Origin of the sequence: Bradyrhizobium sp. USDA 336, from assembly GCF_044908355.1 — a bacterium.
GTDB lineage: Bacteria > Pseudomonadota > Alphaproteobacteria > Rhizobiales > Xanthobacteraceae > Bradyrhizobium > Bradyrhizobium yuanmingense.
Map to the genome: position 1 here is coordinate 7,355,183 of NZ_JBIYDC010000002.1, position 23,316 is coordinate 7,378,498.

Annotated in this window: 17 protein-coding genes and 9 pseudogenes; 17 read left to right on the forward strand and 9 right to left on the reverse strand. The window is 57.6% G+C overall.

Going from position 1 to position 23,316, the window contains the following annotated elements:
* The first annotated feature begins 66 nt into the window (after window positions 1-66).
* From ABIA45_RS35385 to pyk, 4 genes and pseudogenes are all read left to right on the forward strand, one after another.
* The gene (locus tag ABIA45_RS35385) at window positions 67-2,061 is read left to right on the forward strand and encodes an FAD-binding protein (protein ID WP_338107433.1); all 1,995 of its coding nucleotides are present in this window, start codon (window positions 67-69) and stop codon (window positions 2,059-2,061) included.
* On the forward strand, window positions 1,947-2,195 hold the full coding sequence (locus ABIA45_RS35390) for an FAD-binding protein (protein WP_338107441.1): 249 nt from the start codon (window positions 1,947-1,949) through the stop codon (window positions 2,193-2,195). The genes ABIA45_RS35385 and ABIA45_RS35390 overlap by 115 nt, the downstream gene beginning before the upstream one ends.
* A gap of 328 nt (window positions 2,196-2,523) precedes the next feature.
* Window positions 2,524-3,000 carry an Lrp/AsnC family transcriptional regulator gene (locus ABIA45_RS35395; protein WP_036042999.1) on the forward strand — a complete coding sequence of 159 codons (477 nt, stop codon included), beginning with the start codon at window positions 2,524-2,526 and terminating at the stop codon, window positions 2,998-3,000.
* Window positions 3,001-3,110: 110 nt separating this feature from the next.
* A pseudogene (pyk, locus tag ABIA45_RS35400) lies at window positions 3,111-4,052 on the forward strand (pyruvate kinase); the annotation flags it as partial.
* 150 nt (window positions 4,053-4,202) lie between these two features.
* Here the strand turns inward: pyk and ABIA45_RS35405 are convergent.
* A complete protein-coding gene (locus ABIA45_RS35405) occupies window positions 4,203-4,514 on the reverse strand; it encodes a hypothetical protein (RefSeq protein WP_370058185.1) in 312 nt (103 codons plus the stop codon).
* A 52-nt stretch (window positions 4,515-4,566) separates the two neighbouring features.
* Here ABIA45_RS35405 and ABIA45_RS35410 point away from each other — a divergent pair.
* Window positions 4,567-4,797, forward strand: a pseudogene (locus tag ABIA45_RS35410) (patatin); the annotation flags it as partial.
* A gap of 214 nt (window positions 4,798-5,011) precedes the next feature.
* Window positions 5,012-5,278 carry a hypothetical protein gene (locus tag ABIA45_RS35415; RefSeq protein WP_036043002.1) on the forward strand — a complete coding sequence of 89 codons (267 nt, stop codon included), beginning with the start codon at window positions 5,012-5,014 and terminating at the stop codon, window positions 5,276-5,278.
* A gap of 46 nt (window positions 5,279-5,324) precedes the next feature.
* Here the strand turns inward: ABIA45_RS35415 and ABIA45_RS35420 are convergent, their stop codons facing one another.
* A complete protein-coding gene (locus ABIA45_RS35420) occupies window positions 5,325-5,909 on the reverse strand; it encodes a hypothetical protein (protein ID WP_036043003.1) in 585 nt (194 codons plus the stop codon).
* Between the two features lie 23 nt (window positions 5,910-5,932).
* Between ABIA45_RS35420 and ABIA45_RS35425 the strand changes: the two genes are divergently transcribed.
* The 3 genes and pseudogenes from ABIA45_RS35425 to ABIA45_RS35435 form a co-directional block, all read left to right on the forward strand.
* Window positions 5,933-6,373 (forward strand): hypothetical protein, encoded by a 441-nt coding sequence (locus ABIA45_RS35425; protein ID WP_157785195.1) that lies wholly within the window; start codon window positions 5,933-5,935, stop codon window positions 6,371-6,373.
* Between the two features lie 231 nt (window positions 6,374-6,604).
* On the forward strand, window positions 6,605-7,195 hold the full coding sequence (locus ABIA45_RS35430; protein ID WP_081493842.1) for a DUF6088 family protein: 591 nt from the start codon (window positions 6,605-6,607) through the stop codon (window positions 7,193-7,195).
* Window positions 7,188-7,397, forward strand: a pseudogene (locus ABIA45_RS35435) (nucleotidyl transferase AbiEii/AbiGii toxin family protein); the annotation flags it as partial. The gene ABIA45_RS35430 and the pseudogene ABIA45_RS35435, both read left to right, overlap by 8 nt.
* A gap of 20 nt (window positions 7,398-7,417) precedes the next feature.
* Here the strand turns inward: ABIA45_RS35435 and ABIA45_RS35440 are convergent.
* The 3 genes and pseudogenes from ABIA45_RS35440 to ABIA45_RS35450 all read right to left on the reverse strand — a co-directional run bounded on the left by ABIA45_RS35440 (window position 7,418) and on the right by ABIA45_RS35450 (window position 9,907).
* Window positions 7,418-7,600 carry a hypothetical protein gene (locus tag ABIA45_RS35440; RefSeq protein ID WP_157785196.1) on the reverse strand — a complete coding sequence of 61 codons (183 nt, stop codon included), beginning with the start codon at window positions 7,598-7,600 and terminating at the stop codon, window positions 7,418-7,420.
* A gap of 361 nt (window positions 7,601-7,961) precedes the next feature.
* Entirely contained in the window at window positions 7,962-9,020 is a 1,059-nt protein-coding gene (locus tag ABIA45_RS35445; RefSeq protein WP_036043007.1) for a hypothetical protein, read from the reverse strand.
* Between the two features lie 315 nt (window positions 9,021-9,335).
* A pseudogene (locus tag ABIA45_RS35450) lies at window positions 9,336-9,907 on the reverse strand (anthranilate synthase component II).
* A gap of 1,185 nt (window positions 9,908-11,092) precedes the next feature.
* Here ABIA45_RS35450 and ABIA45_RS35455 point away from each other — a divergent pair.
* Window positions 11,093-11,992, forward strand: coding sequence for a TauD/TfdA family dioxygenase (locus ABIA45_RS35455; RefSeq protein ID WP_036043008.1), 900 nt, complete (start codon window positions 11,093-11,095; stop codon window positions 11,990-11,992).
* A 599-nt stretch (window positions 11,993-12,591) separates the two neighbouring features.
* On the opposite strand, the pseudogene ABIA45_RS35460 reads toward ABIA45_RS35455, so the two are convergent.
* Both ABIA45_RS35460 and ABIA45_RS35465 read right to left on the reverse strand, forming a co-directional pair.
* Window positions 12,592-12,703, reverse strand: a pseudogene (locus ABIA45_RS35460) (transposase); the annotation flags it as partial.
* 227 nt (window positions 12,704-12,930) lie between these two features.
* A pseudogene (locus ABIA45_RS35465) lies at window positions 12,931-13,217 on the reverse strand (helix-turn-helix domain-containing protein).
* Window positions 13,218-13,833: 616 nt separating this feature from the next.
* On the opposite strand from ABIA45_RS35465, the gene ABIA45_RS35470 reads away from it, so the two are divergent.
* From ABIA45_RS35470 to ABIA45_RS35480, 3 genes are all read left to right on the forward strand, one after another.
* On the forward strand, window positions 13,834-14,106 hold the full coding sequence (locus tag ABIA45_RS35470) for a DNA -binding domain-containing protein (RefSeq protein ID WP_036043009.1): 273 nt from the start codon (window positions 13,834-13,836) through the stop codon (window positions 14,104-14,106).
* Between the two features lie 165 nt (window positions 14,107-14,271).
* On the forward strand, window positions 14,272-14,466 hold the full coding sequence (locus tag ABIA45_RS35475; protein ID WP_081493844.1) for a transcriptional regulator domain-containing protein: 195 nt from the start codon (window positions 14,272-14,274) through the stop codon (window positions 14,464-14,466).
* Window positions 14,467-14,512: 46 nt separating this feature from the next.
* A complete protein-coding gene (locus ABIA45_RS35480) occupies window positions 14,513-15,052 on the forward strand; it encodes a DUF2285 domain-containing protein (protein ID WP_081493845.1) in 540 nt (179 codons plus the stop codon).
* 248 nt (window positions 15,053-15,300) lie between these two features.
* Here the strand turns inward: ABIA45_RS35480 and ABIA45_RS35485 are convergent.
* Window positions 15,301-16,237 (reverse strand): annotated as a pseudogene (locus tag ABIA45_RS35485) (LysR family transcriptional regulator).
* Window positions 16,238-16,372: 135 nt separating this feature from the next.
* The gene (locus tag ABIA45_RS35490) at window positions 16,373-16,654 is read right to left on the reverse strand and encodes a helix-turn-helix domain-containing protein (RefSeq protein ID WP_081493846.1); all 282 of its coding nucleotides are present in this window, start codon (window positions 16,652-16,654) and stop codon (window positions 16,373-16,375) included.
* 20 nt (window positions 16,655-16,674) lie between these two features.
* Here ABIA45_RS35490 and ABIA45_RS35495 point away from each other — a divergent pair, with 20 nt between their 5' ends.
* The 4 genes and pseudogenes from ABIA45_RS35495 (at window position 16,675) to ABIA45_RS35510 (ending at window position 21,887) form a co-directional block, all read left to right on the forward strand.
* On the forward strand, window positions 16,675-16,914 hold the full coding sequence (locus ABIA45_RS35495; protein ID WP_157785197.1) for a hypothetical protein: 240 nt from the start codon (window positions 16,675-16,677) through the stop codon (window positions 16,912-16,914).
* A 1,426-nt stretch (window positions 16,915-18,340) separates the two neighbouring features.
* A pseudogene (locus tag ABIA45_RS35500) lies at window positions 18,341-19,483 on the forward strand (TlpA disulfide reductase family protein).
* A complete protein-coding gene (locus ABIA45_RS35505) occupies window positions 19,480-19,611 on the forward strand; it encodes a hypothetical protein (protein WP_276326006.1) in 132 nt (43 codons plus the stop codon). Before ABIA45_RS35500 ends, ABIA45_RS35505 begins: the two are co-directional and overlap by 4 nt.
* Window positions 19,612-20,071: 460 nt before the next feature.
* Window positions 20,072-21,887 (forward strand): annotated as a pseudogene (locus tag ABIA45_RS35510) (ABC transporter ATP-binding protein).
* Window positions 21,888-23,316: the final 1,429 nt, after the last annotated feature.

Below are 23,316 nucleotides of genomic sequence, written 5' to 3' on the forward strand. Positions count from 1 at the left end.
TCGGCCTGGGATGGTAACCTGTCCGAACTGGCGACTGGATCCGCGACTACGGATGCGGTCGCGATCGTGGCCACGCTGGATACCAATGGCCGCGAGGCGTCTTACCTTGCCGACATTATCGAGGCGTGCGGCCGCAAGACCATCCTGATCGACATCGGCACTAAGAGGGACGACCGCGACAAACCAGCCGATGCGAAGACCCCCACGGAACTCTTGCAGCAGATTGCTGAAAGGACGCGCAGTAAGGTTGGTGACCTCCTGGGGGCAGGAACGATCAGCGCGATTGTCGGGGTTGAGGGTGGCAGGGGAAGCGCAGTTTTCGGCGAAGTTGTGTCTGAGCTGCCTTATGGCTTTCCAAAACTTCTGGTGAGCAGCGCAAGGCCTGCGCTACTCGCTAAATTGGCCACTCACAGCGACATCATCCTCTATCCGGCGCTGGTCGATCTGTTCGGCCTCAATGTCTTTACTACAAGGTTGCTCGAGAACGTGGAGCGGGCCATTGCGGCCACGCACTATGCTCCCGCCAAGCTTGGGCGAAACAAGAAGATCGTCGCGATCACGGCCGATCAGCTGCTCCATTTTACGTGCGAGAAATCTCCGCGTCTTGGCGGAACGACGGCCTTTTCGAATGGCATGGTCTGGGTTCCCTGTTCTGCTCAGGCGCGCGCGGCTAACATCGATGACACCATCGCCGATGCGAGGACATACCTGCAGCACGAACTCGGCGTTTATTATCGTGCGCAATTCATTGATGCTTATCTTGAAGACAGCCCGTCGGCGCTAACCGCGCTCGAGAACGGCACGAGTGTCAAGTTTACCCTAGCCATTACGCCCGATTATCACTCGAGCCAACTTGGCGGCGCTGATAAGGGACGGGCACTGAGCCCCGCCCCCTATGATGGGCGGCTTCTAGGCAAGGACTTCGATTTGATTGGTCATCCCATTCGGGTTGTGCTCGGGGGCATGATGATCTCATCGAGTGAGGTGAAAAGCTTTCTCAACCCACTCCAATCTGTTGCGTCGCTCAAACACGTCTTAACTTGCCTGAGCCGCTATGCGCGGGATCGGCTCAGCTTCAGCCGTGGTACTGAGCTCAGCGGGGGAAATGCCTTGATCGCGCGGCTGCTGGTGAGCCTGCGCGAGTACGGCGTAGAAATTTGGCCATATTCTCCAGCGGTCGAACTCACGAAGGAAGGCTGGCGCGTCACGGGTGCCATTATCAAGCGGATCAACGTTGGCATCCGCGTGCGCGCCTCACGTGGTGTTGTTCTCGCAACTGGCGGCTTTGCCCGGAACGCGCAGCTGAGAACGGACCTCAGTGGTGCACACCAGCATGATGTTACGTTGGCCCACGCCGATGTTAACGGTGACCGCATTGGGCTTGCAACTACGCTCGGGGCCGCCATCGACAAAGATGTCGCATCGGCCGGCTTCTGGTCCCCGGTTTCAATCCTGAAACGCGGCAGCGGCTCGCAGGTTGTGCCATACGGCTGGCTGGACCGCGGCCGTCCTGGGGTCATTGCTGTCGGTCCAAATGCCAGACGCTTCGTCAACGAATCGAATTCGTACCACGATATTTGCCTGGCAGTGTTTGAAAACGGCTATCCAGCAGATAAGCGATTCTACTTCATCTGCGATCACCAGTTCGTTCGATTGAGGGGTATGGGACACCTACTGCCATGGCCCTGGACGTTGAGCATCGGTGAATATGTGCGCCTTGGCTACGTCAAGGCAGGTGAAACGATTTCTGAGCTCGCAAAGCAGCTGGGACTAGATCCCGCTGTGCTTCAAAAGACGACCGAGGAACACAACGGGCACGCTGCCCAAGGACGGGATCCCTCTTTAAGCGTGGGGAATCGGCTTTCAATCGCACGCTCGGCGATCCGATCGTCGGGAAAAATCCAAATCTTGGACCAATCAAAGACGGACCATTTGTCGCGCTGCCGATCGTTCCGGCAACGCTCGGCACGGCGACCGGATTGGCGACGGACAGTTACGGAAACGTCCTGGATGCACAAGGCAACGCAATCCAGGGTCTTTATGCTTGCGGCAACGACATGACGTCGCCGATGCGCGGAATTTATCCTGGGGCAGGCATAACAATCGGTCCCGCCATCCTATTCGCATATCGCACCGTCAACGCAATAGTGCTTTCCGCTAATAAGGAGCAAAAAGCCGTCGCCTCCGGAGCTTGAGCGTCTACCACACTCGTTTGTGGCGGGGAATATGTGCTCGGGTCCGGGGCGCGCATCGATAGAAACGTCGGCCCGACCCGCGACATCCTGAGAGGGCGGCCGGGTTCGAGTTTGGTGAGCCCCGGCGGAGGGGGAGATCGGCGCACGAACTGTCTTCGATGTATCGCAAAGAGCTCGGCTCCCAGTAGGTGTTCCAAGACATATGACAGCGGGCGAAATCGATCGTTCAACAGCTAGGCGGCGTAGTGAGGAGTCGAAAATGTCAGGACAAGCGGCGCAGGCGTCTGCTTCCCCGACGCGATCGCAATCCGCTGGCCGCGAGGCAGTGATGCAACTCGACAAGATCGATTTTCGTCTTCTTGATCTCGTCCAACGAGACAATCGCCTCTGTAGTGAACAACTTGGAGGGAAGGTCGGCCTATCCGCATCCGGAGTTCAACGTCGGCTGAAGCGCCTTCGATCGACGGGTGTCATAGAGGCCGACGTTTCCATCATTTCTCCAAAAGCAATTGGGCGTAATGTGACCGCAGTGGTTCTCATTTCCTTGGAGCGCGCGCGTGCCGATACCGTTGATCGTCTAAAGAGGCAAATTAGCAAGATGCCTGAAGTGATGAGCGCATTCTACGTTACAGGTCTGGCTGACCTCGTCTTGCTAGTTACCGTAAACGACATGGAAGATTACGAGCGGTTTGCTCGGCGCCTTACAGAGGAAAGTTCAGACATAAAGCGCATTGAAACAATGGTGGTCATGGATCGGTTCAAAGCAGGATTTACTTTGCCAATAGCCTCCATCGCATGGTGTTAAGCGACTGACGAAGAGGACATTGGCTTGCTCAACTACCGCCGACCGCAGTCCGTAGGGTCGGCTTTGGTCTTTATGGCTAGATCGATCACAATCTTCAGATGGGGGATACGTTGCGTCGCTCGCGTCACGCCAAGATCGTGGCAACAGCCGGTCCGGCAAGTGCCGAGCCTGAGAAGATACGTGCTCTCTACCTTTCCGGGGTAGATATCTTTCGGCTAAACTTCAGTCACGGAACCCACGAAGACCACGCCAAGAGTTATGTGTGTATCCGTGAACTTGAGCGGGAATTCGGCCGGCAGATAGGCATCCTGCAGGATCTCCAAGGTCCAAAGCTCCGCATCGGATTCCTTGAAGAAGGCAGGCTGGGATAGCGTGCTGGAGAAACGGTCCGCTTTGTGATGATGGAGCCAACGAAGCAAAGCAATCGATACCCTTGCCTCATCCGGAGATCTTTGCAGCCGTCCATCCCGGGCAAGAACTTCTCATTGACGATGGCCGGGTGCGCTTGAGGGTCACCGAGCCGCGAAACGGAGAAATCGTTGCGCAAGTGGAGGTCGGAGGCCTGGTGTCGGACCACAAGGGGGTCAACGTACCGGGGGCCATGCTCGCCTTATCTCCGCTCACCAACAAAGATCGCGCCGACTTCGCGTTCGGCATTGACCTTGGGCCCAATGGGTGGCCTTGTCCTTTGTTCAGAAACCGTTCGACCTGATTGAGGCACGCTCCCTGATCGGCGAGGCCGCAAGTTTGATGGCGAAAATCGAGACGCCGATGGCGCTCGATCGAATCGACGACATCATTGGCTTGTCGGACGGCGTTATGGTGGCGCGCGGTGATCTTGACGCCGAAATCCCGCCCGAGGAGGTGCCTGGCCGGCAAAAGGAGCTCATGCGCGCCTTCGGCGTGCCGGAAAATCCGTCATCGTCGCAACGCAAATGTTGGATTCCATGGTGGCTGGGCCGATTCCGCCGCGGGCGGAAACCTCAGATGTCGCTACCGCCATCTATGATGGAGCCGATGCAGTGATGCTATCTGCTGAATCGGCAAGCGGGGCCTAACCAAGCTCTTCAGAACAACTAAGGCGTTTCGGCATTCAACCGGGGGAAGAAGCGCCGGGGCATGGGAAGATCCTCGACAAGATCTATGACACGTTATCTGCGGAACTTGGCGCAGCAACTGCGAAGCTCGACGCGATCGCTTGATTAGCGATTAGCAGAATCCGCGTCAATTAGCGAATAGCTCGTGCTGCGGCCGCCGGCCGCGTCCTTGGTCAGCACGCCTTTTGCGACAAGATCGTCAATGTCACGCAAAGCTGTGTCCTGCGATGACTTCGTTAACAGTGCCCACTTCGATGAGGTGAGCTTGCCTTCGAAGCCTTCGAACAGGCGTTCGATCATTGCGCGCTGGCGGTCGTTGAAGCTTTGATCGGCATGCTTCTCCCAGAAGCGGGCCTTTCGAAGAAGTGACGCCAGGATTGTGTCAGCGCGTTCGAAGGCACGATCGGGGCGGGACATCTTTTCGGGCTGGCCGCGGCCCAAGTTCGGCTGGATCGACGCGGGGCGGTCAGTGCTTGGTCCGAAATACGATGGCCAAGCCTTGCGGAGCGTTGTTTCCGAAATTATTGGCGACCAAACGATGCTGGCTGCCTGCAAGCACCGCTTGATCATCCCCGCGGTCAACATGACGAAGGGGAGTGTCCAGATGTTCAAGACGGGTCATCACCCGGATTTCACACTGCATCCCAAGCGGCGATTGGTCGACGTGGTCATGGCGACCAGCGCCGCGCCGACCTACTTCCCACTGGCGGAGGTTGGCGCTGCGCACTATGCCGACGGCGGTCTCGTCGCCAATGCCCCTGACCAATGTGCCCTGCACGAGGCAACGCACTTTCTGAAGCAAGATGTGTGTCAGATCTCGATCCTCAGCATCGGCACCACTTCGACCGGATTTTCCCTCAAGCGATCCCTCGGTCGCGATCTCGGCAGCGCGAAATGGATGATGCGAGGCCGTATTGAGAACAATCGTTTCCTCACAGCAGCAGCTCGTCGGTTACATGCTGCGCCACCAACTGGGCGAACGCTATCTACGAATCGATGCCACCCTCTCGGAAGAGCAGAAGGCCGATTTGGCCCTGGATGTTGCTGATGCGAACGCTCAAGGTACGTTGCTTGACTTGGCGGAAGGTAGCTTCCAGAAGGTTTCTGCTGATCCTGCACTTCAAAAATTTCTGACTCACAAGCCCGATCCGCCCGACTTTCCCGGCGTGACCTCGGCTTAGATTAAACGGCGAGCGCTCTAAAGTCGGTACCTGGAAGACCAAGTTCTCATAGGCGTTTCTTGAGTTGGATCGATCCCTTGGTATTGCGATCGGTCCAGTAATGACCGCTCATCTTCTTCGGCGGCGTACCGATGACGCGGTAGCGGAATGCGCCATAGTGGATTTCGGTCTGCGTGCCGCGAGCGAGAATGTCGGGGTCGCTCTGGTAAACGCCAATCACTTCATAGACACGGTCATTGTGACGGATCAGCCGTCCAGCAAGCTGAAAGGATCTATTTGTGTTGGGCTCTTCGCCTGTCACCAATCGAACCGATAACGATGTGTAGGTTTGCGTAATCGTGGCGGTGCCGGTGATCGTCTTATTCTCTCGGCCACCCTGTTCGGCGTAGGAGGACAATAATTCAGCTCCCCACTCGCCGGAGAGCTCGGGTGTCTTGTGAAAAAGCCGGAACGGCCAGTGCCGCCACAATACCCGGTCGAAGGCCGTCAAGAGGCCGGTGACGACCGCGACCGTGACCGAAAATGGCTTGGCGTAATCCCAGGATAGGTCTACTCCGAAGTACAGGAGTGAAATTGCCCAGACCCCGGCCGCCACGATGATGATAACCGAGATCGAAAAGCCTGAAGGCATGTCCGAAGCAAATGTCTGAGGAAATGGATATCGAAGCGCTGCTTCGGAAAGTACATTCTGAAGGCCTTCCTCGCTACCCTTTGCTGGTCGTGTTCTTCACCGGAAGCGAACAGCCGCCGGATTGTGTTTCGATGCTTCGCGTTCCGATGCTGAGTGGAGGCTTTGTCTTTGGCGAGGACTTTAGCAGCCGGGTTCGGCAAGCGATGGCGGATAACGAGAGCGCCCACGATGGAGCGGTTGCGTTCGGCCGATCGAGGAAGTCCAGCTCCTATAAGTGCGCGGGCTGGTCTTACCGCATTGTCGCGACAACAGCATCTGGTGCGGCAGAGGCAAACAGGGGCGCGGCTTACAACAGCGCAATTTCGTTGTCGCTGAGCCGCGGTGTCGATCTCGTCTGCCTGTTTTCCCGGGATCTGGAGATCTTCGTGGGTGGGAGGCGGGCAACCCTCGTTGAAGGTCGGTAGTTCCTATCATAGGGAAGCGATTGCGGTTGCTCCGGCCGATAGCCAGGCCGTCTGAATACCGATCGGGCCCAGCACGTTGGACGGGGAGGGGCAGGAACCGCCCTTTTGGCCCAAAAAAAGGTCCGAATCGGCCACAATTGGGTAAATCCTTGATTTGACATCGAAACCTTTTTGAAATCTAGCTCTTGTTGTCAGAAGTTCTCCTATGTTTCTGACACTGGAGTGAGAGCCATGACCGCCCTTAGCACCCGGATTTTGGAAGTCACCAAAGAACTGCCCGAAGGCGCACCGATTGCTGCCAAGGCGCTTTTGCACCTTGGAAAGCGTGCTGCTGTCGATCAGGCCCTTTCGCGTCTTGCCGAGCGAGGAAAGCTCCTGCGTGCGAAGCGAGGGGTGTATCTACGTCCGGTCGAAAGCCGTTTCGGGGTTAGAGCTCCGTCGGTCGAAAAAGTCGTTGAGGAAATCAAGGCTCGCAGCGGTGAGACCATTGTTTCCAGCGGCGCGGCGGCGGCCAACCATCTTGGTTTGACAACGCAGGTACCCGTCCGTCAGGTTTATCTGACCTCTGGTCCTTCTCGCGAGCTCCACCTTGGCAAGCAAGTTGTCCAGCTCAAGCATGCGCCGCTTTGGCAGCTTACGCTGGCGAACCGTCCTGCTGGTGAGGTGGTGCGTGCGCTTGCCTGGGTTGGTCCCAAGACGGCAGAACGAGCATTGCGGTCGCTCAGTCAGAAACTGACCCCAACCGAAGTGAGGGAACTTAAGTCCGCGGCGTCTTCATTGCCGACTTGGCTTGCCAGGCCGGTAAGCGAGCTGCATGTCTGACAGGTTCCTAAATCTGTCTGACGCCGAGCGCCGAGAGGCGCTCGGCGTTGCTGCTTCCAATTCAGGACGTCCGGCACATCTCCTTGAGCAAGATGTCTGGGTTGTTTGGTGCTTGAACGCACTCTTTTCCTCTCCACTGGGAGAGCACCTCGTTTTCAAGGGCGGAACGTCCCTTTCCAAGGCGTACGGCGCAACCCACCGCCAGCGATGTCGCAGAACGACTCATTTACGACGGAGGGTGCGAACCTTCTTCAAGGTCGGACCACCATATTCCTTCGTCAAGCCGCCGCGAGAGTTGTTGATACCCTCTTTGATCAATACCTGCAGCGCATCGTTGCGAGACAGCTTTAGCCGCGCCCGACGTTTCGCGACCTTCTTCAGAGCTGTCAGAAGTTCCAAACTCACTGTCAAATCCTCTCTCTCCGGCCTGAGGTCAACTGAACATATAAGGAGCGTTTGGAATTGCCAGACATTCAAGCTGTCGAGCGATCTCCCGTTTCGTCGACTAGGTCCGCGATATCGTCGGCCTTTTACCTGTTCATTGGCTCCGACGAGATTCGGAGATGATGCGTGCGCGGCGGCGACAATCGAACTGGCGAATCGCTCGCCGCGGATGGTCACGCCGCACCCGCGCCTCCAGATCGACGTAACCGAACAGCTTCAGGCTCAACACTTGTGTTAGGCGATGCCTGTCCGGCGGCGAGCCTTAACACCGAAGCAAAGGACCGGGCAGCGTCTCACGGATCGCCGCCCGATTGTGCCACTATTACCTGGCTGGCGGAGCACCCATAAGGATTTTGTCGATCGCGCTCTTTTTCTGCTCTGCTAACTTCATCACACTATCCGCCATCGAAGTGGCAGCTTGCTGACGCGCTGCCAAGAGATCATCTAGGGCCTTACGCATAGAACTCTCAAGTTCCTTCGCGCCAAACGACTGGGCGCTTTTGATCGACTCTCTGACGGCGTTGATATTCGCATCCATTTCGTTCAAGGCTGTGGTCATTGTATCGCGAAGATCCCGCTCTTGGCACTGAAAGAGTGTCTCCGTGTGATCCACGCTCGCTTTCTTGATCTCGCCTTGCATGCCTTCCGTCAGCACTTGGGCTGCATTTTGCTCGCGCTGTTGGAGCGCGTTTGCTCGATCCTGTGTTTTCTTTATCTCAATTTTCACGTTCTTGAGCGTGAACTCAGGAACGTTAACTTTCCAAGTTTGCAGCTTCATTTCTACAACTGGTATAGAAAGGACTACCTCCTGGCGATCCGAGCCGCGCACCTCGGGTACGCCCAATATCGTTTTCTGTTCTTGCATAAAAGGGATAGGAATGTCGGTGCACATCTGTCCACCCGCTCGCGTATAACATTCTGGTATGTCCGTGCAGACCTTGCTCCAACCTCCACCGATGCACTTAGTTCTCATGGAGCAAACTGTTTCCGGGGGTTTGTTGATGCATCGTGCTTCCATCCGTACTGATGGTGTGTGATAGATCCACGTCTGCTGGCGCATCTCAACTCGGGGCAGGTTCAACGCGATTTTCTTGTCTTCGTTGCGAAACTCCGGAACGTGAAGCTTCACTTCCTGCACCTTCCACTTCGTCTCCAATTCAAACCCTATCGCGCCTTCTACAGCATTCGGATCCGGAGCGTCCTTTTTAATGTCCTCAGACTCGCGCTCAACGCCGGCGCGACGCTCTTCAAATTTTTTATCGTATGATGCCTGAATTTGGTTGATGCGTTCGGTAAGGGCACCGTCATCGACAGTACAAGCTGCAAAGGAGGGAACTGATGGCAGGAAAAGTGCTAAGATTACACCATAGCGCAATTGCATGATTATTCTCCCTTGAAATTTACAACCTAGGAGTAGGGCAGCGGTACCCGCAGTACCGTCTAGACACCGCCAATCTCTTGGCGATCTCGAACAAACGTTTTCGCTAGGACGCCAGAAGATGACCCCGACTTACCGAGTGGAGGTGATGCGAAGAGGCCGACTCGGCTCCAAGTAATTCAATTGAGGCTGCACCAAAAGAGAAAGTTGCGTACGTATCGTACCAACTGAGCTATTTCCGCTTTCTGGTTACATCTTGTCCGACCTCTGCGGGGCGATTCCGAATACGCAGCTCGCCATTCGACGAAGTCTCCGATCTCACGCTTGGAAACTGACCGCCAATCGCAAGAAGTTCATAAGCACCACGTGCCCTTGGTGAGTAAGTACTGACTCGGGGTGGAATTGCACGCCGTAGGTTGGGGGATGCCGATGTGACCAAGCCATAATCTCACCCTCAATTGAACGGGCTGTCACCACGAGATGCTGCGCGTCTGACTGCTCGAGTTCGGCCGCCAGAGAATGATAGCGTCCAACAGAAAGTGGAGAGGGGACTTGCTTGAACAACCCTCGGCCGTCATGCGTTATGTGTGAGGCTCGGCCGTGCATGGGGCACCGCGCGCGCCACGCGACCGCCGAAAACGTTTCCAATACACTGGTGCCCAAGACAGATGCTAAGAATTGGAACGCGACCCGAGAGTTCGCGGACAATGCCAGTGGATATGGCGGCCTCCGCTGGCGTGCGGGCCGGGAGAGATCACGATTGCACGCGCCTGAAGCGCGATGAGATCGACGCTGATCGCGTCATTCCGGACGACCTGCGTCTGTTCACCGAGGAAATAGCGCGCAATATTGAACACGAATGAGTCGTAATTGTCGATGATCAAAATCAAAATACACCAGATAGATCGGCACCAAAGGCATCGAAGAACTCAAAGCACAATTTCGCGCGGCGCGAGCTGCTTACAAGCAGCTTTGGCTGCACATGCAAGTAAGCTTAACGGAGTTTACTGCGGCTTGTGACGAGCCTTAGGTTTGAAAGGGGCTTTGTTGCGGCGATGCGCATCTTGCACGATGGCTCGGCCGCGTGGATGCGTTGTTACCCTGCTGGTGCATTCTTTCATTGTCTTCTCTGAAATCCTGCATTTTTGGTGCGTGTGTGATCATGCTCACGCGCCTTAAGGTACTAGAGAGAGCGCGAAGTCGCTGCATTGTCTCGGGGTCGCACGGTATTCCTGCGGGGCCGCGCTCTGTCTCTATTTTGTGCGGTCAACTGCCAGGAAGCTAAACAAGCCGCGCTCCGCAAGGAAAATCTACGCCTCCGGACAGAGCCGAGAACGTAGGTCACAGCCCCGAAGACCTGCATTCGGTGACGAGCGCAGATTTCGCAAATCGAGGGATTGAGTCCGTGGTTTAGCTGCAATGGGAGTTGCAGCGTCCGAATTTTGCGCGGCTTTCCTGCTCGGCAAGAAGAACAACACAATAAACAAGCCGACGAAAGACACCCCGCATTGGACAACTCCAAGTCGCGAGGAAGTGATTGCGGATCGTGTAGGTAGCTGTAGAGAAAGTGTACAGCTTAAGATAGAGTAACTTACCGAAGCGAGGCGTCATATCCGCTTCGCGAGCGCAGGCTTCTAACGAGTTCGATTCTTGTCGTGCGGATGAGGCCATGTCAGTCGCATGAGGTGACGATGCAATCGTTGTTCGAGGATTTTCCAAGAACGAGTTCGCAGACGAGGCGAACGTTACTCGAGATCGAAAAGAAAGCTGGTTTCGTTTCATGGACTGGACATAGACGGCCTCTATAATTTGTACTGTTGATCAGGCTGCAAATCGATCTGCTCGCGTTATACGCGAGTCGATTCGAACCGCACTGGCTGTGTCCGCACCGCAGAGGGAGTCAGATCCTAAGATGATGGTGGTCTGTATCAAAATGAGCCGGCGAATTGCGCGGTGTGGGTCACCCCTCAGACAATTCGGATGCGTGTCATCAAGACGGCCTTGTCGCGTTCGTTGCCACGCGTCACCACCAATCGCGGAGCTTTGTTTAGACATTCACAGAGAGAGACACCGTCATGAGTGGCACAATGATAATTGATAACGTTATCCCGCGAGCAGACATCGTCGAACATGCGGACCGGCTTGGTGCCGAAATCAAGAACATTACGCTGTCGGACGATTTGTCTGACGAGGTCATCATAGCCATTAACCGGCTGCTGCTAGAGCGTAAGGTCATCCTCTTCCGTGATCAGGGACATCTCGATCATGCCCAGCAACAGCGTTTGGTGCTCCGGCTCGGCTCGCTGATACCGAATCCCACAATGCTGGACACAGGGGGAGACCTAACAATCCGGAAGATGCTCCCTGATCGCGCCTGCAGTCATGTCGACCAGATGAACGATGATGACGTCTTCAGTACCCGCCGCCCAACAATGTCAGTGCTGCGGGAGGCAGCGGTCCCGCGTTTTGGCGCGGACATCGCTTGGTCGAACACGGCGGCCGCTTATCTTGATCTTCCCGATCCCCTGCGGATGCTCGCCGATAACCTCTGGGCTGTGCGCTGCGCCGCATTCGATCACATTGCGATGGAGGGGGCCACCGAAGCCGACAAGAGAGCATTGGACGACGTATCCACCGGAACGATCTACGAAACGACACATCCGATCGTTCGTGTTCATCCCGAGACCGGCGAACGCATGCTCTCGCTCGGCCGTTCTGTGCAGAACTTTGTCGGCCTGCAGCGCTATCCCAGCCAAAGACTGTTCGAACTGCTGCAATCCTATCTCACCGCGCCGCAGAACACCCTGTGCTGGAACTGGAAATCAGGTGACGTCGCAATCTGGGACAATCGCGCGGCTGAGCCGTACCCCGTCAACAAAATTGGCAGTCCTCATTTGGCCATGGACCAGCTTGCGATTGACGCCGGCGTACCGCACATGAGTAGGCTGAAATCACGGGCCGCTGAGGCTGCCTAGCAGTGGTCGGGTTTTCGTAAGACGCTGGCGGTCCAAGACTAAGTTGTGGCCCTGCAATGTCGAGGGGAGCTGGCGGTTCGAGCTTATCCCGCCAGGATCGGCTAACCGGCGCGGGCAACCTGCTTCTTTTCTTGTCCATAAGAATTGCTGAGAAGCGCGAGCAGGCGGTGCCATTCTCGTGTGAGAGCCGGGTACAATGCGAGCCGGCTCTTGGCTATCGGGCTGGGCATTGAAAAGCTGGAGCGGATCGAGCTCGGGCGATGGTCGAGGCGCTATCCAACTTAAAAGCGGCCTCGCGCACTCCGGAAATAGCTCACGAATGTGGGCCCAGGCACACCAGGGTCCTGATCATCGATGAAGGCCTTTCAAGAGTGTCCTTCGCAATTGGGGATCGCGCTCACGCTTATGAGGCGGGTCGCGTGTTTGTTCGGACAGAAAGGCGTGGACGCGCCTGTAGCATACGTTAGGCATGCTGGGCGGTTCGCTGGAGCCGGTCGCGATCAAAGCGGTTTCTATCCGCAATGACGGACGTAGTTGGCACATTGTTCAGGAGTGAACATGTTCAGTGTGCGTCCCATGAGATCCCGGAGGCGTCGACTGTTCGGGGGCTCGGCGCAGCAGTTCTTTGGTTTTGGCGAATTCCATCTCGATCGGCTTGAGATCGGGGCTGTAGGGCGGCAGGAATAGTAGGTGCGCGCCGGCGCCTGCGATGAGGCAGGCGGCCTCTTCGTTCCTCTGGCTCGATAGATTGTGAGGATCACCGAAGATCTCGGCTTTATAACGGGCCGCTCTGGGCGGCCTTTAAGCCGAACCGTGCTGGCGCAACATCGGCTGGAGCAGGAGATCGGATTCGGCCGCCACAGATTCGAACGGAGCACGTGATCCGCTCCGGCTCGTTTCGCTCCCGTGGTTAGCTGCAAACATGGCTCTCTCCACAATTACGTCCTGTTCCGACACGGGCGTGCCGGCTTGCGTCCTCTGGACATCGGCTTAGGTGGCACCGCACCCTTGGCCGGCTCCGCGAACAATTCGGACAAGTGAATACCCAAGGTCGCGGACGGCGATACGATCCAGGAGATCAATGGTCGGGTTCTCACTTCTTCTGCTCAATGCGCCCCATATACGAGCGGTCGATCCCGGCATCATAGGCCGATTGCTCTTGAGGAATGCCGCTCTCTACGCGGATCCGGCGCACATTCCAGGCCACAAGCGCACGAGCGTTCATGCGCAAAGGCAGCCATTCCGACGATTATGAAACCACTGGTTATAGCCAGAGTATTACGATAAGCTCACACTATGCAGTTAGTTGTCCTAGTTCCAATTTGCTTCAAGGAAGCAGGTCACGGTGAGATGCAGACGCCGTAACGTTTGTCGTCTTCGAAGGTCGTCGATCATCACAAGCGTTCTCGCGGTGCGATAGCCCGCCACTGGCCGGAGAGCAGTAATGGCCGCTCAGAGGTACTGCGGCGTTTTCCGGGCACCGCGACCAGATAGGACAACCGTTCAACTGGAGCTCGAAAAGGGAAACGAATTTTCTCCAAGGGCTAGGTCTGGCCACGGCCTTTCACCAGTGCGCGCGGGCCGGTCACCACGGGCACCCCGGCATGAAAGAGCAAGAACAGCCTAGTTACATGGCAACCGATCAGTTCCGGTATGTACTGCGATGAAAGAGGAAATGCGCAGGATGGAGCCACCAGGTCATTGTGAGCCGATATGCGATCGCGGTCTTGGTGCGAAAATGAGTTTGGCGCTGCGACGATTCCGGCGGTACCACAACGCCCCCAATTTGGTTATCGTTGCGCGGAATTCGATAGGTTTTTCAGTTTGATAGGAGTCAGGCAGTGCCGGCCGACCCGAAGATCGCAGAATTGGCGCCCAGCGCGCACGAGCTCACGTCATATGACAAGGAGCACGCCATCACCTACATGCGACTTCTCGATGCCGACGCTGACGAGGCAGATTGGCGCGAAATCGCGCGCATTGTGCTTGGGCTTGAGCCGGCCGTTGAACCCGATCGTGCGCGACGCACGTTCGAAAGTCATCTGACGCGGGCCAAGTGGCTAGCCGGCCGCGGCTATCGTGATCTGCTGCGTGGCGGTTGGCCAAAGCAATGAACACGGCGGATGTCAGGATCCGCGGAATTCCCAGCAATCGCAAAAGATGATTATTCCATCGATTAAGTGCGTGCAAGGCTCGCAGGCGGTACGCACGCAACCGGAAAGGGCCACAATCATCGGCTGCATTTCGTAGCGTGTGAAATCTTGCGGGGAAATGGTGCGATGCCGGGTACTGACTGGAGATCTGAGGAAGCATACAGCGACCTCAAGAAGGCAGAAGCTGCCGACGTGGCCTGGGAGTGGCTGCGCCGGCATCCCGACTACCAAGAGGATTATAGGCGGTTATCTCGCCGGCAACGATCCAGCGCAACCACGGACCAGTTGCGACGGAAGTGGGGGCTCTCGTTTTCCAGCTGATCCGCAAAAGACATTCGACAAGCAAGCAGTCTTCTGGGCACCCGAAGTGCTGTCGACCGTATTGCCTATGCGGGCGGTCAACTGCGTGGCGCCCAAAAGCTACCAGCTCGATTTCGGCAATCTGCCGGGCAGCGAGGTTCGCCGCGCGCCGGATGGATGGCATGCCATCGTGCCGCTCGGAGGCGCGAAGCATCGCCTTTGGCTGAAGAGACTTCCGGCGAGTGGGTCTGCTGTCGTGCTCGATCTGACGCTCGACGCGAATTTCGAGCTTCGCTTGCGGGCCGCACGTCGATTTTGGCTCGCCCTTGAGGATCGGCCGCTCGGAACGCCTCCTCTTGCTTTGCCAGCTTTGAAGCGGCGTCGGCTTATCCTCGCGCTGCGCGCACTGGATGGATGGCAGGAAGGAAATAGCTATCGCCAAATCGCGCAAGGTCTGTTTGGAAGCCATCGTATTGGCGAGCGGGGCTGGAAAACAGACGATTTGCGCAGCCGAACCATTCGACTTGTTAAGCTGGGGCGGCGCCTCATGCGCCTTCGCTGCCGCGTATTGCTCGACAAGGGCAGACGCAGGAATGACAGTCCATGAGCTCTTGGGCGATCATACCTCCGTTCCGTGCTGCAATTCTTTTGGCATGGCACGATCGCGGATAGGATGAGATCTTTGCGTTCCGGTCTCTCTCTTTGGCGTCTGGATTGCTGCGACAGAGAGGCGCAATCTTCGTAAGGGTTTGACGACTCTGCTCCGATGGTTTTCTCAAGTTGAGTGCTCTCGACTTGAATAGCGGGCAGTGCATCGATCTCCCGCTGTACCGTATGAGGGGGGCCTGCTAGGCGTCAGGCAGCTTGCGCAAGTGCTGCCTTCTTGCAAAGACGAGCCACCCATCGGCAAAAAGAACGAGCGATTTCGGGATGCTCGCTGCGATCCACCGCATAGGCGCGATATTGCATGCCACTTGGAGCGCGTGAGCCGGGGATGATTTGCAAGGCGCCCCCTCGCACTAGATCACTGACGATGATTTCCGGTGCGACAAGAAGGCATTTCCCTGTCATGACTGCCGGCAGAGCAAGATAATTGTGATCGTACCGCGCGCCCGCTCGGATGTCGTTTGAGGACAGGTTCATCGCCCTCAGCCACGTCGGCAGGATGTCGGGACGAGATGTGATGTTCAGTATCGGCGTTGATCGAACGATCGAGAGCTCTCTGCCCGCGACCAGATTTGGCGGCCCCACGCATACCAGCTCCTCATTGTAGATCTCCCAACTATCGGCGGGTTCGATGACGGAAAGGTCGCGTGTAATCAATATGTCGTAGTCATCCGAAGATCTCGGCGGCGATAGTGAGCTGACGACGTCCACGATAACACCGCCGCGATTCAGCAGAGAAAGCTTGCAGATTTGGAATCAGAAGCGATGAAGCAAAAGTCGATAGTGATGTGCGGACGACAATCCGGTTGGTGCCCGCGGCTGCCCGCCGACGCATTCTCTTGGCGGTGAAGCCGACTGTCTCGAGCGGTTCAGAGACTGCGTTAGCAAATAGTCTTCCGAACTCGGTCAAATCACTGCGTCGGCCGCGCCGCGCGATCAGATCCGCACCCAGATAGTCCCGCAGGACGGACAAATAGCGGCTGACTGAGCTCTGTGTTGTTCCCAAAGTGGTGGCGGCGCGCGTGACGCTGCCTTCGCGGGCGACGGTCACAAAAGCGCGGATGGCGTTTAAAGGAACTTCGTCGTCTTGAGCCGCCACTGTCTGCTCCGGCGCCAGATTGAACATCCATCATATTATTCGATGTCCATCGCGGGATTGCCGCGAATCAGGGGGCGGCTGCGCACAAAATCCGCCTAGGAGCGCATTGATACTTGGTCACCGCACAAGATCGGAGTCAATGGCTCGGTGCCCGTCAGGGGGCTAGGTCCTTTTGCGGCGTGCCGGCTTCGGCTTGCGACCTTTACGTAAGGTAGCGGGTGGCGGCGCACCCTTGGATGGCCGAACAAACAGCTCGGAGACAGCAACGCCGAGCGTTCCGGCAAGGCGATCGAGAAGATCGATTGTCGGGTTTGCCTGTTGGCGCTCAAGTCCGCTCATATAGGAGCGATCAACACCTGCATCGTAGGCCAATTGCTCTTGCGGAATACCGCGCTCGACGCGGATCCGGCGCACATTGTATGCCACAAGCGCACGAGCTCTCATGCGCGAAGGCAGCCATTTCGATGGCCATCAAACCACTGGCTATAACCTACATAAAAACACCACAAAAAACTGGTGGTTTTCGATTAAACTATTCGATGCGTGCCACCGAATCGTTGTTCCCCGACGCTATTGGGGCGGGCCGCACCAGCGCTGGCATGTCGATCCGTCTATCAATTTGTGACGGCGCGACGGCGCTGACCCGAGCTCCGTCGTTCCGCTGGCTCGGCAGCCGTTCGATTCCGCTGCCCCATTTGCGCTAACAGCCTCGAGCCAAACGCAAAAGATGCTGACTGAGAGGGCCCGACAGTCTTCCATTCAACGAAATGGAGTCGTAGCCCCGACGAACGTGCCGCCCTAACGCATTGAGATTGCAGCGACCGCCGTTCAGGCAAGATTAGAGTTGGCCTTCACTGCATCAGCGCAGAAAGCGCGTCTCAGCTACCTCAATCTCGTCCATTCTCTGCAGTTGAAGATTTCCTCTACCGCTACAATATGCTTGTGGACGTTCTGGACGCCGCCATCAGCGATGTACGGCGGAAGCTGTCCTTCAGGGCTGTGCTTGAGGCCCGGATCCCGAATTGCCATAAATCATCATCTGGACGTCCCGCAGCAAGGCTCGTAACCTTGGGAAATGTCTTGTCCTCGATGACAACGGCGCTGGCGCCGGCCCTTTCATACGCGCCAATCGCATGGATGACATTGATCGCATTGCATAGCCTATGTCGATGTCGGCCACATCGCATATTGCAGGGTTTTCCATCTACTTATTTCGATACCTGTCATCCAGCTGTAACACGATGGGTCTCGAGGGTCCGCAGCTTGCCAAAGGGTTTCATGCCGGCAAGGAAGTGATGCGCGCCGCCAGCGGGTGGGTCCAGCCGGCCTCCTGGTCAGAAACCTGGAGGTGAACGCCTGTATAAGCCTTAGCTCCATCGAGCGATCGGCGGCATCTGTTTCGATACGAGGGAAACGGTTTTCGAAGTGGATGGGGGCGTCAGGGACTCCTGGTGCACTCGGCTGGACAGCAAACTAGTCGAAGTACCTGCTCTTGGTGCAGGAACCGCTTGGGGCGATGGCGAGCACTGACAGTTTCAAAGCCTCCCTGATCCGTTCCCCGCGAATGGCTCCGTCGTCATCGACCAGAACACGTGTCTCGGTGACTCGTTCGAGTCCAATCCTCGCTCGCCTCTAATCCTGTTTGCTAGGGGAGGCATTACCAAGTTTCCGTTCGGCGGCTCACAACATCAAATCAGTTTTCTGGCGGCGCGAAGTGCGCAATTCGTGTTCAAACTCCGACAGTGGCACAAAGCCCGTCGGGTTCAAACACTGGTCGCCGTGAACTGCCGTTGAGCTATTCATGCGCAATTAGGCCTTAATGCGCGCAGACGATGCTGGCACGGACGTTGCTACTAGGTGCAGCAGTACTGAAAGTGCTGAGCACACCCAGATGCGAGTCGAGCGATGCTTTCCTTCCTTGAACCGATGTGGCCTGCTTGTGAGAGGACGAGCTTGTCCCTTGTAACTTTGTGTGTCGTCGCGCTTAGCGCTGCGACACCGACATTCGCCACGGCTCTCGCTCGGCAGCCCGTCTACACCAAGGCGCCACACCTCTCGGTCGCGGTCGCGAACGGAGATCAGCTAGCACAAAACGTCGCGCAGTCTCTGACAATAACTTTGGAGCGTAACATGGCGCTGGGCTTAGAATCCCCAGCTCCCCCGATCAAGGTGGAGAACTGGCTGCGTGGTCAGCCCCTCACGAGCTTCCAGCCCGGGAACGTGTACATCGTCGAATTTTGGGCAACTTGGTGCGCGCCGTGTGTGGCGGCACTGTCCGATCTGGTACAGCTGCAAGAGAAATACAGAGATAGCGGAGTTGAGGTCGTCGGAATAGCAGCTGGTGAGCGCGCTCAAACAGCGGAAGAGGCGCGAAGCAAGTTGGACGCATGGTTGACCGAAAAGTTGCCGAATCTCAACTATCGGGTCGGGCTCGACTACACACGCGAAATGGACAAGCTTTGGATGGATTCCAGCTTTTCTGTTGGGATTCCCACCTCGTTCGTCGTCGACCGTGACGGCCACATCGCCTTTGTCGGTTCCCCGACGCAACTCGATGACGTTTTGCCGAAGATTCTGACCGGCAGCTGGCGCATCAGCGATGAAGCGAAAGCCGCCGATGCAGAGCGGATCGCCAAGGGCGAACGCACAATGGATCTTCGCCAAACTGACGCCGGCGATGAAGGCGCAGGATTGGGCGAAGGCGCTTTCGGTGGTCGAAGAGGCCGTCGCTGTTCTGCCGGATGACGTGAACTTCCGCGTGCTTCATGCGGATCTGTTGCTTCGCAAAATGCGCGACTTGCAGGCCGGCCTGCCGGTGATGCGGCAATTGGTTCGTGACGCGATCACAACAAAAAATCCGCGATGTGGATGGCCGCGGCGCTGCGCCAACTCTTTGATCCGGCGAATGACAACTCTCATTTGCCGCAGGCCGAGCGCTTTGCGATGGGCGATGAATTATCCGAACACATTCTGGCCGTAAATCCTCCGCAACGGGACGAGGCCCCTAAGTTCATGTCCTATCCGGCGGTCGCTCAGTACTATTACGAGAGGGGTGACAAGGATCGCGCGATCGAGTTGATCGAGGTGACGCTGAAGTCGCTGGACGGCCCAGCACCTGCCCCGGACGACCTGAAACAGCACGTTATTTCGGTATTGGTCCAAACGCTCGCCAACTACAAGGATGAGAAGGCTTGCTATGGGTCTGTTTGTGCGACTCCGCAACCCGGAGTTCGGCAAAGTACCAAAGCGCAAGCGCCGGAGGAGAGGAGATGAAAAAGGGTAACGATCTGAGCTGCTCACTGGTTGATTTGTCCATTTATCCGGTGGGCCATCGGAAATTAACGATCCGCGAGCACGGCGGTGGATCGTTTGTGGCACGTTGGAAGTTCGGATTGCCATGACCTCCATCCGGATTGACGCGGAGGTGATCTTCCAGGTGAAGTCGAAGTCGCGCCGCGATCCGATCACGCAAAGTCTCCGCGGTCATATGCTGAAAACTTCCTTCATCAAAATGCACTTTGCCAGCCATGGCCGAGGCCGGAGCTAGCTGGACATCCCCGCGCTTCTGCAGACGGGCAAAGATGAGTGACGCCGATCCCGCCTACCTGGCTCACACAAGCTCGGATCGCGCAAGGCTGGCCGATGTCTGAGATCGGTGCTCTCAGCCCGAGGAGCTCGCAAAGCGTGAGGCGCTTCAGCTAAGCGCTTACGCGAAGAGTGGGTGAAATGGGTAGAAGAGTTCGGCCGCAGCCCCCAGACTCCGGGCATTTATCGCATCCTCGCACGGCGCGCCAAGGATTGGGCACATCGGGTCTGGATCGAACGGTTTTTACGCCGCGTGTGCCACAAACCCATAGCGCCATGACCAGTCAAGATGACAAACGACCCGCCGCAATCGGCTTGGTCCTCCCGTTTGCGTTGGAGCACTGGCTGAAGCAGCCAGTCCGTGCCACGATTATCCTCGTCGGCTTTTTAGGGGCGGCGGTCGCCGACCTGTTCATGCCGGTCTATTCCGGCCGTCTGGTGGATGCATTGACGTCGGTCCCCTCCGACGAAGCGGCGCGACATGCGGCACTGATTGCGTTCGCTGGTATCCTCGCGCTTGGTCTGCTCTCGATTATGTTGCGGTTTACGGGCTTGCGGGCGATCGTGCCGTTCACGCTGCAGACCATGTCGGATGTGGCCCGTGGGGCCTTCATGCGCGTGCAGCGCTTCTCAACCGACTGGCACGCTAACTCGTTCGCCGGCTCGACCGTGCGCAAGATCACCCGCGGCATGTGGGCGTTCGACCTGCTCAATCATACGATCTTGATGGCATTGTTGCCGTCGCTCACGGTGCTCGTGGGCTCGACGATCCTGCTCGGCCTGCATTGGCCCGAGCTCGGCGCCGTGATCGGCCTCGGCGCCGTGATCTATGTTGCCATCACGACGGCATTGACGATCGGCTACATCGCGCCGGCGGCGCGCGTCTCCAAACGCCTGGGACAGCAAAGTCACCGGCACGCTAGCGGACGCGCTCACTTGCAATACTGTGGTGAAATCTTTCGGTGCTGAGGCGCGTGAGGATGCGCGGCTTGACGGTGTCGTCAGACGCTGGCGGGCGCGGGTGCAGCGCACCTGGCTGCGGTCCAATGGCACGAGTACTGTGCAGCTCGTGATGCTCTTGTGCTTTCGTGGTTCGGTGATCGGCGGCGCCGGGGCGCACCTCTCCGGGCGACGTCGCCTATGTGTTGACAAGCTATTACATCATCCACGCCTATTTGCGTGACGTCGGGATGCACATCAACAATCTGCAGCGCTCGTGAACGACATGGAGGAACTGGTTACCATCTATGGCGAGCCGATCGGCGTTGTCGATGCCCCCGACGCCAAGCCGATCGACATTCACGGTGGGAGGATCACGTTCGAGGACGTCACCTTCCTCTATGACGGCGATCGCGTGCCGCTCTACGACGGATTGTCGATCAACATCCGCGCCGGCGAGCGGGTCGGTCTGGTCGGGCGCTCCGGCTCCGGCAAGACCACATGCGTCAAGCTGCTTCAGCGGCTCTACGACGTCTCCGGCGGCCGGATCCTGATCGAGGGGCAGGACATCGCGCTGGCCGCGTAGCAATCGTTGCGCAGCCAGGTCGCGATCGTGGAGCAGGAGCCGATCCTGTTTCACCGCTCGTTGGCTGAAAACATCGCCTATGGCCGACCCGGCGCCTCCATGGCGGCGATCAAGCAAGCGGCGAGGCTCGCCAATGCGCATGACTTCATCATACGATCGCCGAAGGGCTACGGCACGCTGGTGGGTGAGCGCGGCGTAAATCTGTCGGCCGGCGAGCGGCAGCGCGTTGCGCTGGCGCGCGCGTTCCTTGCCGATGCGCCAGTGTTGATCCTGGACGAGGCGACGTCGAGCCTGGATTCGGAATCGGAAGCGCTGATCCAAGAGGCGATGGAACGGCTGATGAAGGACCGCACCTCGATCGTAATCGCGCGCCGCCTGTCGACGGTGCGCGGCCTCGACCGCATCCTGGTGTTCGATCGCGGCGAGATCGTCGAGCAGGGCACGCATCCGGCACTGATCGTGCAACCCGGCGGCATCTATCGCAGTTTGTTCGAGCGGCAGGCCGTCGAGTTCGGTCCGGTCCCGGCGGAAGGCCAGCCTAAAACATGGCTGGCCACGTCTCCGTAGCCCTAGTGCTATTTGGCCGTACTGGAGGGACATGAAGCACGGCCTGATAGTCCCACATCCCGTTTACAATCTGGTGAGGGAAGCGTGCGTGAGCGTTGATGCAAAGGCGCATGAAGAGTTCTTCCGGACGTGGCTCGCAGATATGGTTGAGCCGGGCCGGCCGTTCGGCTTAAGCGAGGTCCGCGGCGACGGCAGCGGGATCACGGAGGCACGGCGGATGCTGCCGCAGGATGCGCGGGTGCTCGGCCAGGCGCGGCGGCTTGGTGTGAGGCTGGCGAGCCTCTGCCACCTCGTGTGGGGGAGGTGGTGGCGCGCAGCAGCGGCCGTGAGCAGGTGGTGTTCGGCATGGTGCTGTTCGGCCGCATGCATGGCGGCGCCGGTGCCGCCGCGCGATGGGCCTGTTCAACACCATGCCGCTGCGGCTCGATCTTGACCGGTCGAGGCAAGCCTGCACATCACACATGCCCGCCTGCCCGAGCTGCTCGCGCATGAGCATGCCTCACCGGCACCAGGAGTTCTTCAGTCAAGTTCGCATCTGATTTCTGCCCAGGCGCAGGGGACATTAACGACTTCCGCCCAACGTGGTCAGAACAGGTAAGGGGGCGCGAGAAGTCGAATGTCGGCGGGCTTTGCGTATGGCAGAGGACCGCCGCGGCCGGAGGAAAACCTTGCGCGCTTTGCTCATTCGAGTGAGTTTTCATATCCATGTCGAACATCTGGTGGGGACAGCTGCATCCTCTTCGGCAGGCGGACCTAAGAACGATCGCACACCAAGAATCTCGAAGCGCCGGCGCCAATCGATTGTCTCAGCGGATTAAATCCAGAATTACGCGAGGGCATGGGCGCCTGACCGACCGCATTCACAAATGCCGCCGCTTTTAACAGACGAAATACGCTCGCGACTATTTTCGACACGTGAATGCTTGATGTCGCGCGCCGTGGAAAACTGTCCCCTCGACGTCACGAGGAATTGCTATCGCATGCTTAGTTTAGCGCATGAAAACTCGCGCGCTTGTGGCTGAGACGAGTACGACGCAGCCGACCGTTATCGGCACGAACATCATCAGAAGTGTTGTCGATGCGCGCCGGAGTATCTAAGCGTCTTTGAGGCGATCAACTTCGCGATTAACGAAGGGCTGCTCCTAGGAAAACCCCGACTGCTACAATCTTCAACATTGAGCTCGTGGCCTCAACATTCGGCAAAGAAAGAGCGGGGGCTGAGTGGACATGCAAAGCTAGAGCGGCATCGCTGTGCGAGATCTTTCGGGACAGTCGCGATGGAGCACTCGACGCGCGACAGCTGGCACGCCCCGATGCTGAGCGATTTGAAACGGCCGAAGCCGATGGCGTAGGCTGCCCCTCGGAAAACGGCGTAGGCCTACCGGTGCGAGCCCAGATAGTCTCGGCGGGCGCGGAGGTATTTCTGAAG

Bases quoted from the DNA above. Each gene is read 5' to 3' on its own strand.
- ABIA45_RS35395 (WP_036042999.1), top strand. From the start codon at position 2,524: ATGCAACTCGACAAGATCGATTTTCGTCTTCTTGATCTCGTCCAACGA.
- ABIA45_RS35405 (WP_370058185.1), bottom strand. From the start codon at position 4,514: ATGTCCCGCCCCGATCGTGCCTTCGAACGCGCTGACACAATCCTGGCG.
- ABIA45_RS35420 (WP_036043003.1), bottom strand. From the start codon at position 5,909: ATGCCTTCAGGCTTTTCGATCTCGGTTATCATCATCGTGGCGGCCGGG.
- ABIA45_RS35425 (WP_157785195.1), top strand. From the start codon at position 5,933: ATGGATATCGAAGCGCTGCTTCGGAAAGTACATTCTGAAGGCCTTCCT.
- ABIA45_RS35430 (WP_081493842.1), top strand. From the start codon at position 6,605: ATGACCGCCCTTAGCACCCGGATTTTGGAAGTCACCAAAGAACTGCCC.
- ABIA45_RS35445 (WP_036043007.1), bottom strand. From the start codon at position 9,020: ATGCAATTGCGCTATGGTGTAATCTTAGCACTTTTCCTGCCATCAGTT.
- ABIA45_RS35455 (WP_036043008.1), top strand. From the start codon at position 11,093: ATGAGTGGCACAATGATAATTGATAACGTTATCCCGCGAGCAGACATC.
- ABIA45_RS35475 (WP_081493844.1), top strand. From the start codon at position 14,272: ATGCCGGGTACTGACTGGAGATCTGAGGAAGCATACAGCGACCTCAAG.
- ABIA45_RS35490 (WP_081493846.1), bottom strand. From the start codon at position 16,654: ATGAGAGCTCGTGCGCTTGTGGCATACAATGTGCGCCGGATCCGCGTC.
- ABIA45_RS35495 (WP_157785197.1), top strand. From the start codon at position 16,675: ATGGCCATCAAACCACTGGCTATAACCTACATAAAAACACCACAAAAA.
- ABIA45_RS35505 (WP_276326006.1), top strand. From the start codon at position 19,480: ATGAAAAAGGGTAACGATCTGAGCTGCTCACTGGTTGATTTGTCCATT.